Origin of the sequence: Adhaeribacter aquaticus DSM 16391, from assembly GCF_000473365.1 — a bacterium.
Lineage (GTDB): Bacteria > Bacteroidota > Bacteroidia > Cytophagales > Hymenobacteraceae > Adhaeribacter > Adhaeribacter aquaticus.
The window spans coordinates 94,349-105,845 of the sequence record NZ_AXBK01000003.1 but is presented as its reverse complement, the minus strand read 5'-3'; the positions used below and the strand labels follow the sequence as shown (position 1 = coordinate 105,845).

Sequence of the window (11,497 nt, the reverse complement as noted above, 5' to 3'; positions counted from 1 at the left end):
TTTTACATATATGAATAATCTTTTTAATGATTCAATTCAGGAAAAGTATAATTTAATAATAAACCGGCTACTCAACACTATAAAAGCTTATGAAATAAGTTTTAATGAGTTAGGAGTTCTTAAATATGAATTAAACATTATTTTAAACCACACTAATAATTTGCCTTATATCGAAAATTTTTAATTATATATTTGAATCAAAAATAAAGAGTTCCCTTAACATCCCTTTTACATATATGAATAATCTTTTTAATGATTCAATTCAGGAAAAGTATAATTTAATAATAAACCGGCTACTCAACACTATAAAAGCTTATGAAATAAGTTTTAATGAGTTAGGAGTTCTTAAATATGAATTAAACATTATTTTAAACCACACTAATAATTTGCCTTATATCGAAAAGTTAGAAATGGTAAGCGATTTTCTGCAATTGAAAGGAGTTAATTCCTATATAATTAGAAAAATGCACCTGGAATTGTGTGGAGATTTAATTTCGCTAAAGTCTAATCAAAATGTAGATACCTCTAAAGTTGTTTATTGGGAATAAGGTGAAGATTTTAACCAAGTAATAGCATCTTCTTTGTTTCTGAAATCCCGACTTTCAATTTGGTATTTAGTTTCTGATTTAATTTCAGAAGTTAATTTTTGGGTTTTTATTTCCCGTTCGGCATCTAAGGCAATAATTCTGGCCGATTTTTGCAATCTGGTTTTAGGTAAACTTATAACGAAGTTGGTAATAATTTCTTTGTATTCCGGGCTATCAATCAGACCGGGAGAAGATTGAGTTGTGCTGGCATCTATTAAAAGCTTCTTTACATCATAGCTAGTAATATATTCTACTACTGTCTTTAAGGCCATCTTAACCTCCGGCAGTAAATATCTTTCAACATTAGGCCACTTAACAGATAATATATCTGTGCTCGGTTCGTAGTCTAATACAATCAGGGAATTTTGGAATAATAACATATTTATATACCTACGTATAGCGCTATATATGACTGCAAATATAACTAAAGAGAATATTGTTTATGGCAATTTTAACTTTATCATTTACCTGCTTTTAAATACGTTCGAAGTATATTCATTGGATTTAAAGAAATTAATACCAATAAAAAAAGAACTTAAAACGCTGATTGAATCCCAAAGAGACTTAACCTTAATGGAAAGATTAGAAAAGATCCTTTATTTTCTGGAAGATTAAGCAGGTGTAAGTAAAGAGGTTAAAAGATATTATACTGAATTTAATAAGGATTACCAAGGCTTTAAGAATGAAGCCCCATTAGATAAACTTTCTGAATTATATCAGGTATTTCAAGTAAAAAGCTATTGGGAATTTTTAATGTTTCACCCTGCCAAAATTATTTAGTTTTATATCATCCATTTTCGCTTCCAGCAACTTGATATTCATTTCAATAGTTTGTTTTTCAATTGGGTGGCCTTCCCTTGAGAGCAAATAGCGAAAGCACAACAATAATTCATCACAATCATTATAGGTCATATTGTCTAAATGATCTGGTTTGAAATTAATAGCTTTCTTAAATAAGGGCATGTTTCAGCTCAATTTAAATTAAGATTTAAATAACGAGGAGTTATAAAAAATGTTAAAATTGAAGTGACTAAAAATTATTACTCCTTCATAGATTCAATAACATTTGCAATAGCTTTCAACAACCCTTCGTCATATGCGGTATCATTATTTATTTGTTCCTGATCTATAATTGCCCTATAATTTCCGTCCTCATCTGGTTCAAAGAATATAATTTCTTCGCCAATTTTTACCTGAAATTTATGGATATATCCTGTCATTAATAGTTTGGAGGTAAAAGATAATTCTTCACCTTGGTAAGTCACTGGTATATTAAAGTATTCATCCATTATGTATTCAACCAGTGTGAGATCAAACAAGTTGCATTTCTTGCGGTATCCCCATCTTATAAAGCAGAAAGTGTAAATTATGCCAGAGATGCAAAGCAGATTTAAAACATAATTTTACAATGCGGAGTAAAATACACGCAAGATTATATTTCAGACTAATAAAAAACCAGATCGAATATTCATTTAATAAACGCGGTTTAGGTGCAAATTTTTTCTTTACAAAAAAGAATGCCAATACTAGGATTCTCTCTTTCTTTTTTTACATCCCGGCCCAGGGCCTCCAAATAAAAATTAAGCTGTCCTAAATGCTCCGGCTTAAATTTATCGGCTTTCAATTCAAATGCTACCAGGCACTGTAAACCCCGGTGGTAAAATAACAAATCGATATGGAAATCGCTGTTTCCTACCTGTAGGCGGTATTCTTCTCCTACAAAAAGAAAATCCCGGCCTAATTCCATGATAAAAATTTCATGTGGTTTATTAAGGCTTTCTGTAATGCACTTTCATTATGGGGTTACGGAAGATTTAAAAATTCAAATACATAGCTGTCTTTAAAAATATTGCCAATATCCTGGTTTAACTCTTTGATGGCCGGCGGCGGATGTTGATTGCCTAACATAGCCCTTTCAAATAGGCAGTTGGTAGTCTGCCTTCCCAATTCCCGTACACTGTATTTTTCCTAAATGCAAAGCCGTAAATAGTATTCGCGTTCTTCTTCTGTTTTGGTTCGGGCCAGTAAAACTAGGTGATGGGTCCAGGTAACCTGCGTAAGCAGCGTATGATGAATTCCATTATTTTCTAATTGTGTCATCAGCGATGACATAATTGTATTTTCCTCTGGTCAAGGTGTTTCTGATTGTGCCATCAGTGATGACACAATTTTGCTGGAGGCATAGGTTTCGTAAAATTGTTTCATCCGGTACAAACCGCGCCTAAGCTCCGGATGGTGGTTTTGAATATAGTGAGCCAATTCGTCAATAGTTTTCTCTCCCCAGCTGGCGTTAGCCAGGCGCAGGTTTATATATTTCCCTACTGTCCAATACAGGTTAATTAACTCGGTATTAACCGTCTGAAAGGCAAAGAGACGAGACTATTTAATAAGAGTGATCATTTCAGAAAATCTTTCAGGTAGCATTAACTTAAATACTTTGTATAAATATTCTCAAAGGTACCAATTTGGCAATACTCAATACTGATTTTTTAGATACCTTGATTTTGATTTAAATTGTTAAACTCTTTGATTAAAATAGTGTTAAAAACAGCTATTTCGGGAAATTATTAACAATATATTGTGAACAAAAAAATATATAAAATATTGATTTTTAATGTTTTAAATTCGTAATATTGTCTATTCTTATAAGAAAATAACATTAAATATTATTGGATTATAAAACGTTTTAAAAAATGACTCTTTCCAATTTGCGGCTTCAAGACTGGTATGCTTTTAAGATGGAGATGAAAAGATATACCCGCCTTGATTTATTAAAGAAAGCCCGCAATTTGTCAGGTGATTGTTATTACGTTTATTTTATCTTTGAAGGAAAACCGGAAACCCCGGATTTTAAACCGGTCTATATCGGTTGCACCCGCTCCGTCTACTGGCGGATGGTAAAACATACTCATAAAATAAATCAGCAAACAAACATTTTCCTAAAGGCCTTCGATTTGAAAGAAGAAGCCTTGCAATATGAGAAAAGGTGCATTAAAGCCTGGCAGCCGCGGTTGAACATACAATATAATAAGTGGTGGCAACTAGATTTAATAGGATAAACTTTTAATTAAGAAGAACCAGAATAACTACTAAACATTCATCCTGTCTGTTAAAACCACTTCTTCCTCAGTAGTGGTCAAAAATTCCAAAGGGAATTCCGGATGACCAGGGCCTTTCAATAAATCACTTAAAGAAAATATTTTTAAAGAATCTAACCGTTTAGCCAGTTCGGGCAATTCCGGAAAGGTGTAGGTTTTGTGGCGTTGAGGTTTGTATAATACCTCTGTTTCAAATTCATAGTCGTAATTTGAAAAAATGAGCAAGAAATCAGAAGCTAGCCATTTCATCAAAGGCCGGTACATATCCTGTACCTGTTGGCAGCGGTCGATAATAACCTGATGGGATTTAAAATAAGCATCATTCTCTCCTTTTAAATCTTCCATAAACCAGCGCCAATGGTGATGAAATGTTAAAAAATTCAGAGTATAGATTTGCGTTGGATAAAACGATATAGAAATTTCTTTATCATCGGGCAAGTAGATAGGAAGGAATAATTCATAAACCACATCTATATAGGTAGCATCCGGTTGCTGCTCATTATCATCATAATAATTAATACTAAGCCGATACGTTTGCGCATATCCATAATCTATGAATCCGGCGGCTGGGAGTAGTAGCTCGAAGCCGGTATAGTTTTCAGCATAAACCAAATCCAGGTTAGCCTGACAGGCCTGCGCCAGAAACGGCATAAACTGAGCGGGTTCTTTGTTGTAACAGGGCGTTACGCCCATCCCCATTATAGCTTTGCCTTCACTCATAGATAAAAAGATAGCTTCCGCACCCAGTTGCGCAATGCGTAAATACGGGAGTTGAGGTAGCACTCGCGGCAGTGGCTGAAGCTCCACAAGCAGTCCACTGTATCCGTGAACAGGTGGAAAAGCAGGCCCACGGCGATAATTTGCGTCGCTGGCAGCAGGAGCAGCAGCGCATATACCGGTATGGCGTAAAAGGAGTGCAGCGGGTGATAACCCACGCTGCAACGTAGTGGGTCAAAGATGGGTTTGGCCAGCAGGTGGTCCAAGTCAATGAGCATCGTGGCCAACATAGTCAGGTAAGCGGTTTGCCACATCAAGGGAAAAAACACTAGCGCCAACACAACTGGGAAAACAAAATGTAGGCCATAATGCGCCAGCGTTTGGGCACTTAATAGCTTGGGCGATGAGTACTGACGTGACTCGCGCAGTGCCATCGGTTGGGTTGAACTGCTCGCAGTATCTTCGCTCGTAGCTTTTGCATACCTGCTGCCTAGTTTGCCTGCTGGCTCTTGTTTCTCCCTAGGTGCGTGGTTACGCGTGCTTATAACCTGGGGCCGCACTTCCCCATTTACCCGCCTTGGCAGGGTGGTGGAATAATCGTGGGTGGCGATGGCCGTCGCTGTATCGAAGCGCTGTGATGACAGCGGGGGGCGGTACCCGGCGGCTGAAAACTGAGGAACTATAATGGATGACCGGCAACCGACCAAGACCAGGCCAGCAACGATGGATAGGATGATGCGTAAGGCGGACTGCCTTGGTCCGAAAGGCCGCATCATATTTAGTTCGCTGCCGTTTGCCGGCTGGTTTTGTTGCTTCCATGACAGGGGAAAGCTGCTTTCTCCGTGTCTATTTCTACCTGACCACCTCATAGTCTACTTAATGCCCTGGCGTTCCGCTGTGTAGGCCCCTAAATTCGATACTTTACCATCGGTCACTTGAAGCTTAATCTGGTAAAGACGTTTGGTGATTTCTGTAGGGCTTAGCGTGCGCAGAGCCGTAGTTGCTTGGTCTTTTCGCAGGTTGAAATCATTGACTAGGCGGCCAAAAAGGGCCGTTTCCTGCTCATTATAGTCTATTTCTGTCATTTTCGGGGTTGAGTAGCTCATATGCAGTTGAATGTAAAAAACAGTTTTTACAGTTTGAGTATATCATCAAACAGTCAATCAAATCAGTTAACATGTGAAAAAATACTTAAATAATAGGTTGAGTTAAAAAGTAGGGCGGATTCAATAGAAGCAGGCTATCCGGTCCAAGTCCTCGCTTACGCTCCGGGCTTTCCTATCCTTCCCGCAAAAAGGCAATTTAACCGTTACTCCTGGTCAATCCGCTACGCATCTTTCCCAAAATCAACCGATAAATTGACCCTCCAATCACCCAACCGGTAAACCACCGGCGAAAAAGCGCCGGCCATTTTCCGGTTTAGCCTGATATGAATCAGAAATAATCGCAAGCCCACACCATTTGCTTCGGCGTCGCCTAAAGCAAACCGTGCCGGAAAGCTATTACTTTCTACCCGCCTTTGGATCCGCCGTGAAAATGGCCAATCCAAAGGCTATGCATTTTCCGGCAATTAATAATACCTTTCAAAAATACGCCTTACCTACCCGGATCATGGGCCAGCCGAACCTATGTGCCTCAAAAAAAGCCAGCACTTTAACCCTTGGTCCGGCAATACGGACGCTCCATCTGGATCAAAAATGCTGGCAGGAACAAACAAAACACAAACTTGTAATAGCAACCCGTAGGTTCAACTGTTAACAATTATTTTGAGTTGACAAAACTAATACTGGAAGCTTTAACAATATCTTTATTATCTAAATCCATCTTCATAACCCGACCACCGTTCTTTTCAAACATCTCAATAACCAGCTTCTTTTTATCAGGAATGGTAAACTTCTCCAAGCAGTAAACACGGTTTAATTCAGACTTACCGAAAATTGTGTTTGCACCCTCCGGGTAAACAAAGATAGGCGTTACTTCGGTTTCCTGGATAGCGGTACGTTTACGCTGTTTTTTATCTTTAATATAAAATTTAATAAAATCAATGTCATAGTTAATGTTACTTTTATTTTTAGCGTTGATGCTGTAAAAAATAACATTGTCCTTTATATAAAGTCCATCCATATCAAACTTTATTTTATTCTTATTCATACCGATTCCGCCAATATTATCCCCTCTTTCAGTTATTTCCTGGGAGTAATAATTTAACTCCGCTTCGTTCATTTGGGTAATTTCAAAACTAACCGGGGCGTTATTCAGGCTGGCCGTGTAATAGGGTTTGGCAATGGCAGCTCCTTTGGTGGAAGCCTGAATATTTGGTTTAGTAGAGCCGGTCAAATCTTCCCCCTCGATCTTATAAGTTAAGGAGGTTGGTTCTTCCTGGTAATTCACATAAAAGGAATAATACTTGCCATCTTTAGTAATAACCGAAAGGTTCGTTTCGGGAAACCCTTTGAAATTAGCTTTTACCCGTAGCACATTTTCTACCCCGTTGAATTTATCGGCAATCACTGCATCTGAACCCAGATCAACCGAATGAACCCCACTCGGGAAAATCAGGCTAACCGTTTTAGCATAGGATACCCCAAAGGTAAAGGATTTTAAAAGTTGCGTATCTTTAAAAGGTTGGCGGTTTTGCGCCAGAGCAGCGCAGCCAAAAACAAAAACTATACAAAGCGAAAGTAAGACCTTTTTCATTTTCTTTTGAATTAAGATTGCGTTTTTAAATACACCCGGTAATTTGCTTTAACAAAAACTTTCACTTCCCTGGCTTTTTTAGAAGCCAGGGTTTTTACTCCTTCTATCCCTGTTTGAGCTGCTTGCATGGTTAATTGCTCCTTTACCCCGGTTGCCATTGAAACATTGTAATTACCCCCGCTTGCCATACCGGCCAGGGCTTGTTTACCGGCGGTGCGATCCACCGAACCAGGAATATAAACTCCAAGCATGCCATCGTTATCATAAACCTGTAGATCGACCGGCACAATGTCTTTGTTATAGCGGATATTCTCGATTGCTATTTCCAGGCGTTCGTTTTTCACCGAAGCCACACCATAGATAAAAGAGTTTTTCGGGACCACCGTACCATGTAAGTTGATATCGCTTAATAAGCGCATTTTCACAGTAGAGCCATTCACTAAGGTTTGATCGTCGTGGATCACAGCACTAATAGTATTGCCCGTTAAGTTGCCAGAGTTGGTACCTAAGGAATAAAAGGAATTGCGTTCGGTTGTTATTGCCCGCTTCTCCCCTGCCGGCATTTGCGGCAGTTTATTGACCGTCTTTTCCTGATGTCCGGCTACTTCTACAATTTGCCGTTTAGCTGGTTTTTTTGAGGTAGTATCCTGCACTTGTTTAACCGGCTTTTCCCCGACAAACTGGCCGCTTGTTAAAGTGCGTTGCAGGTATTGTAAATAAGGATGGTTTTTAAGTTCTTTATCTACATCCATGCTGGCGGTACTCCCCCCCTGCTCCCGCTCCATGAGTTCAATAAGACGGTCAATTTTGGCATCCGATACCGAAGAATTATTAGCCGGTTCCCGGTAAAATGTATTGACCTTGCGGTTTAAGTGTTCGTATTCATGCCGGTCCCGCTGCATGGGCGCTCTCCGGGGAGCAGGTGTATAGGCCAGCCCCCTGGAACCTGGTTCCGTTGCACTGGTAGTATCTAAACCACCCGATACGGAATTACCGGCAACCGCTATACTGCTACCGGAATAATCATCGAGTGACCGCATCCGTTCCTCTTCGGCTTCCTGATCTTCCTTTTGTTTATAGACACTTAATTTATCCCCGATAGAGTTGGTCTTATTTTCAGTAGGCTTAGGTACTTCGGTATTCAAACCGGTAGCCTGCATAGTGGCAGTTGCTTCGGGCGTTCCCCCACCGAACAAATAAAACATAATGGATAAAAAAGGCACTATAATTATTGGCAGCACCATGGCCATTTTTCGCTTATTTAAAAATTCCTGGGAATGTTGTACTTGCGGATTTTCCATGCTATTTAACTTTAAGAGGATCTGGTTTTTTTAGGGAATCTTGTTTTAATACCGGATGCTGCACCAAGGCGCGCTTTATTGGTGTAACCTGCAGGGCAGCTTGACTATATCCTGCCAGGCCGGACACGAGGGAGAAAAGAAAAAAGCCCCCACCGCAGAAAATAAACAGGAAGAAGTAGACCTTCTTTTGGGCCAGGGTTAACCCTTTTTCCTTTCGTTCTAAATAACGAACAATATTATTTTGCAATTGCAAAAGCTTTTCTTTTACCCATTGCACCGGGTTTAAAGGCTTTTCCATTTTAACGAGGTAATACCTGTAAATCCCGGTTTTCCAAAACCCGCCATTTCTCCATCAGGAAGCCGTGAGGATTGTTATCGCTTCTGGTAACATCCCGCAGCCGGCAAACTGATACCAAAGACCGTTTTGTAACAGAGGTAGAGCGGATAATCGTTTGGGTAGCGAAACACTTAGCCGTATAAGGGTATTCGTTGAAATTCGTAGCAACACTATCTACCTTTATTTCCTGGCTTACATTCCCGGCAATCAGGTTCGTAAAGTACCCGGCTTCTTTTAAGTTAGCATATTCATCCTGGGCGCTTTCATCACACAAATTTAGTGCCTGCCCGATATTGGAATCAATCGCTTTCTGATCGGGTGCCAAGGTGAAAAACAACTCATGAAACCGTTTCACATGATCCCTGGCTTCTACCGGCCTGTTCTGGCTAATATCCTGGGATAAGGCCAGCATCAGGGATTTGCCGTTATCGAGCACATAAATTTTCTCTCTTGATTTTTTGGCAAATTCAAAAGAGGTGTAAGCTACATAAACAGCTAAGGTGAAGGATAACGTTACAAAAATGATTAGGAAAGCCCGCATTTGTCTAAAGCTGGTTTCGATATTGGTTAAACTTTTAAATTCCATATTTTTTCCCTTTCCTTAATTTAATTTAGCAAATCCTGAACCGGCTAGATTCTTAGCCGCTACCCCCAGGTTCTTTACGCCACCGGCTACAGCTCCCCCGGCAGCACCGGCCCCGGCACCGGCCATGGAAGCCGCACCGCCAACCGTACTCACCGATGTATGGGTAATATTCTGCATAAACCGCCCTGCTCCGCAGCTTTGCACAATCCACCCGGCTACCGTAGGCACACAGGTATAGCCAAAGATGCCGATTAACAGAAAAACCATATAAGCGGTATTAGTCGCATCAAACTCTCCCCCATTTTTTAAATCGGCTATATCTTTTTGCAGCATCAATACATTGATTTTAGAAACAATAGCCCCAAAAATATTAGCGACCGGCAACCAGAGCGAAACGTTGATGTACCGGGCAATCCAGTTGGTTAAAGATCCCTGGAAGCCATCAAACACTGCAAAACCAAAACTAATCGGGCCAATAATTGCCATTACAATTAAAAAAAAGGTTCGGATCGTATCGAGCACTAAACTGGCTGCTTCATACAGCACAATCAGCAACTCCTTAAACCATTCACGAACACTCGTGCGCATTTGGTACATGGCCCGTTCCGTGTACATCCCGGCTTTCCCGGCTAGATCCATTGCGTTCAGTTCTTCTAGTTTTTTTTCAAATTCGGCATCATCGACCATCCAGCCTTTTCCCTGTTGTTTCATATTTGCTTCTTCCAAGGCCGTTAATTGTTCCTGAAATTGCCGAACTTCTAAATTCTGATTATCCACCAGACCTGCCGTGGCATTAGCAATCGGGTCCATAATACCGTTCAGCATTTGAATCACCAGGGGGAAAAACATAATGCAGAAACCAAGCACGAAAGGCCGGAATAGCGGATAAAAATCTATTGGTTCGTTATTAGCCATGTGCCGCCAAACCCGGTTAGCAATGTAAAATATAGCGCCTAGGCCAGCTATCCCACGTGCTACCCCGATCAGGGAATCGCATAAGGGTAACATTTCATCGTAAAGCTGTCTTAAAATCTGATGCAGACTTAACCATTCATCATTCATACCTGTACCTTTAAAAAGTTTACATTATTTAGTTAAACCATACAGGCGCATTACGCCTTGGGTGTTGTTCTTCTTTTTGGCACGCAGATACGAAACCGAAATGTTTTTATTGGTAAAGTATTGTACCAGGGCTTTATGCTCCCTTACCTTCTCGTAGGTCGCATTTATCATGTCCAGGCGTTCTTTGTCGGTTAAACTTAAGCTGGAGGATTTAGCCCCCAGGTTTAGATCATCTACCAACCGGGAGCTTTCCCGCAACAGCTTACCGTACCCATCGGTAATACTGGATACTTCAGTGGGAGAGAAATTTTTATCAATCCGGAAGCGTTGAATGTTCGTAGCGTATAAATCCACTATTTCGGCGGTGAGCTGCAAGGTTTCGTAAATCTTTTCGTATTCGGCAACCGTTTGATTCACTCGTTTCAAACCATCATACCATTCTTTGCCTTGGTTGTAAATCTTATTCGTTTCCTGAAACTGCCGGACCAGTTCGTATTTTTGCTGAATCTGTTCCGTTATATTGGTAATCTGCTGAATGGCCCGTTGCGAAAACGCCGTAGGGTCAGCCACTACAAATTGGGCTGAAGAAGAGAATTGAACCCCTATTATTAATCCTAAAATTAAAAGACACTTTTTCATAATAATTAAATTTTAAACCCAACCTAAACACTTACTCACTCTTTAATAACTTTTGTGTATTGCCCGGCACCCGAAACCAGAATCATGTTTTCATCTTCCAGAAACATGATATCCAAGGGAGCTCCGACATTAATTTTGATGATTTTATTTTCCTCGTCATAAATACCAGGGGACGAAGTTTTCCCTTCCTGAATAATGAAGTTTTTACCATTCCGGGTAATAATCATGTGATTTCGATTTTTGCTATTAACCGATTCCCACTCGCCAATAAAATTATCTTCATAATTACTGGCTGACACCGGCTCTACCGGGTTATTCGATTCAACCACCTTTTCTCCTTTTCCGGAACAGCTAAAAAGCGTTAAACAAAAAAGGATTAACATTGAAATGGTGCCTGTTGCTGCCACCGAACCAAAAAAGGTAATCAGGGTTTTGTAGCTGGTAGCTACCTGAACTTTTAAGTTTTTCATAGT

Annotated in this window: 22 protein-coding genes; 5 read left to right on the top strand and 17 right to left on the bottom strand. The window is 40.1% G+C overall.

What is annotated here, in order from left to right; genetic code table 11:
• Together ADHAQ_RS28475 and ADHAQ_RS0101835 are read left to right on the top strand one after the other, a co-directional pair.
• Positions 1–184, top strand: a 184-nt coding sequence (locus ADHAQ_RS28475) for a hypothetical protein (RefSeq protein ID WP_026461479.1), incomplete at its 5' end; no start/stop codon positions are given.
• Between the two features lie 52 nt (positions 185–236).
• On the top strand, positions 237–548 hold the full coding sequence (locus ADHAQ_RS0101835) for a hypothetical protein (RefSeq protein ID WP_026461478.1): 312 nt from the start codon (positions 237–239) through the stop codon (positions 546–548).
• Here ADHAQ_RS0101835 and ADHAQ_RS0101830 read toward each other — a convergent pair.
• On the bottom strand, positions 536–967 hold the full coding sequence (locus ADHAQ_RS0101830; RefSeq protein ID WP_026461477.1) for a hypothetical protein: 432 nt from the start codon (positions 965–967) through the stop codon (positions 536–538). The genes ADHAQ_RS0101835 and ADHAQ_RS0101830 overlap by 13 nt on opposite strands.
• 28 nt (positions 968–995) lie before the next feature.
• Between ADHAQ_RS0101830 and ADHAQ_RS0101825 the strand changes: the two genes are divergently transcribed.
• Positions 996–1,202, top strand: coding sequence for a hypothetical protein (locus tag ADHAQ_RS0101825; protein ID WP_026461476.1), 207 nt, complete (start codon positions 996–998; stop codon positions 1,200–1,202).
• 135 nt (positions 1,203–1,337) lie between these two features.
• On the opposite strand, the gene ADHAQ_RS0101820 is transcribed toward ADHAQ_RS0101825, so the two are convergent.
• The 5 genes from ADHAQ_RS0101820 to ADHAQ_RS28460 form a co-directional block, all read right to left on the bottom strand.
• On the bottom strand, positions 1,338–1,550 hold the full coding sequence (locus tag ADHAQ_RS0101820; protein WP_026461475.1) for a hypothetical protein: 213 nt from the start codon (positions 1,548–1,550) through the stop codon (positions 1,338–1,340).
• Positions 1,551–1,627: 77 nt separating this feature from the next.
• Positions 1,628–1,906, bottom strand: coding sequence for a hypothetical protein (locus ADHAQ_RS0101815; RefSeq protein WP_157433321.1), 279 nt, complete (start codon positions 1,904–1,906; stop codon positions 1,628–1,630).
• A 167-nt stretch (positions 1,907–2,073) separates the two neighbouring features.
• Positions 2,074–2,334, bottom strand: a complete 261-nt coding sequence (locus ADHAQ_RS28470; RefSeq protein ID WP_026461473.1) for a PDDEXK nuclease domain-containing protein — start codon at positions 2,332–2,334, stop codon at positions 2,074–2,076.
• A 221-nt stretch (positions 2,335–2,555) separates the two neighbouring features.
• Positions 2,556–2,699 (bottom strand): hypothetical protein, encoded by a 144-nt coding sequence (locus ADHAQ_RS28465; protein ID WP_211240563.1) that lies wholly within the window; start codon positions 2,697–2,699, stop codon positions 2,556–2,558.
• Between the two features lie 18 nt (positions 2,700–2,717).
• Positions 2,718–2,921 (bottom strand): DUF1016 N-terminal domain-containing protein, encoded by a 204-nt coding sequence (locus ADHAQ_RS28460; RefSeq protein ID WP_342667252.1) that lies wholly within the window; start codon positions 2,919–2,921, stop codon positions 2,718–2,720.
• Between the two features lie 359 nt (positions 2,922–3,280).
• Between ADHAQ_RS28460 and ADHAQ_RS0101795 the strand changes: the two genes are divergently transcribed.
• Positions 3,281–3,646 (top strand): GIY-YIG nuclease family protein, encoded by a 366-nt coding sequence (locus ADHAQ_RS0101795; RefSeq protein WP_026461472.1) that lies wholly within the window; start codon positions 3,281–3,283, stop codon positions 3,644–3,646.
• 30 nt (positions 3,647–3,676) lie between these two features.
• Here the strand turns inward: ADHAQ_RS0101795 and ADHAQ_RS0101790 are convergent, their stop codons facing one another.
• A complete protein-coding gene (locus tag ADHAQ_RS0101790; RefSeq protein WP_157433320.1) occupies positions 3,677–4,468 on the bottom strand; it encodes a hypothetical protein in 792 nt (263 codons plus the stop codon).
• Positions 4,402–4,836 carry a DUF6122 family protein gene (locus ADHAQ_RS28580; protein ID WP_071781078.1) on the bottom strand — a complete coding sequence of 145 codons (435 nt, stop codon included), beginning with the start codon at positions 4,834–4,836 and terminating at the stop codon, positions 4,402–4,404. Before ADHAQ_RS28580 ends, ADHAQ_RS0101790 begins: the two co-directional genes overlap by 67 nt.
• A gap of 75 nt (positions 4,837–4,911) precedes the next feature.
• Between ADHAQ_RS28580 and ADHAQ_RS28815 the strand changes: the two genes are divergently transcribed.
• Positions 4,912–5,040, top strand: coding sequence for a hypothetical protein (locus ADHAQ_RS28815; RefSeq protein ID WP_281172310.1), 129 nt, complete (start codon positions 4,912–4,914; stop codon positions 5,038–5,040).
• 234 nt (positions 5,041–5,274) lie between these two features.
• On the opposite strand, the gene ADHAQ_RS0101780 is transcribed toward ADHAQ_RS28815, so the two are convergent.
• The 9 genes from ADHAQ_RS0101780 to ADHAQ_RS0101735 form a co-directional block, all read right to left on the bottom strand.
• Positions 5,275–5,508, bottom strand: a complete 234-nt coding sequence (locus ADHAQ_RS0101780) for a hypothetical protein (RefSeq protein ID WP_157433319.1) — start codon at positions 5,506–5,508, stop codon at positions 5,275–5,277.
• 221 nt (positions 5,509–5,729) lie between these two features.
• Entirely contained in the window at positions 5,730–5,951 is a 222-nt protein-coding gene (locus tag ADHAQ_RS0101775; RefSeq protein ID WP_026461469.1) for a hypothetical protein, read from the bottom strand.
• A 212-nt stretch (positions 5,952–6,163) separates the two neighbouring features.
• Complete coding sequence (gene traN, locus ADHAQ_RS24215) at positions 6,164–7,099, bottom strand: conjugative transposon protein TraN (protein ID WP_051359651.1); 936 nt, start codon at positions 7,097–7,099, stop codon at positions 6,164–6,166.
• Between the two features lie 11 nt (positions 7,100–7,110).
• On the bottom strand, positions 7,111–8,400 hold the full coding sequence (gene traM / locus ADHAQ_RS0101760) for a conjugative transposon protein TraM (protein WP_026461467.1): 1,290 nt from the start codon (positions 8,398–8,400) through the stop codon (positions 7,111–7,113).
• A gap of 1 nt (position 8,401) precedes the next feature.
• Positions 8,402–8,698 (bottom strand): hypothetical protein, encoded by a 297-nt coding sequence (locus ADHAQ_RS0101755; RefSeq protein ID WP_026461466.1) that lies wholly within the window; start codon positions 8,696–8,698, stop codon positions 8,402–8,404.
• A gap of 1 nt (position 8,699) precedes the next feature.
• Positions 8,700–9,323 carry a conjugative transposon protein TraK gene (gene traK, locus ADHAQ_RS0101750; RefSeq protein ID WP_026461465.1) on the bottom strand — a complete coding sequence of 208 codons (624 nt, stop codon included), beginning with the start codon at positions 9,321–9,323 and terminating at the stop codon, positions 8,700–8,702.
• Between the two features lie 15 nt (positions 9,324–9,338).
• Complete coding sequence (gene traJ / locus ADHAQ_RS0101745) at positions 9,339–10,385, bottom strand: conjugative transposon protein TraJ (protein WP_026461464.1); 1,047 nt, start codon at positions 10,383–10,385, stop codon at positions 9,339–9,341.
• 24 nt (positions 10,386–10,409) lie between these two features.
• On the bottom strand, positions 10,410–11,024 hold the full coding sequence (locus ADHAQ_RS0101740) for a hypothetical protein (RefSeq protein ID WP_026461463.1): 615 nt from the start codon (positions 11,022–11,024) through the stop codon (positions 10,410–10,412).
• 35 nt (positions 11,025–11,059) lie between these two features.
• Positions 11,060–11,494: a hypothetical protein gene (locus ADHAQ_RS0101735; protein WP_026461462.1), complete on the bottom strand. Its 435-nt coding sequence runs from the start codon at positions 11,492–11,494 to the stop codon at positions 11,060–11,062.
• Positions 11,495–11,497: the final 3 nt, after the last annotated feature.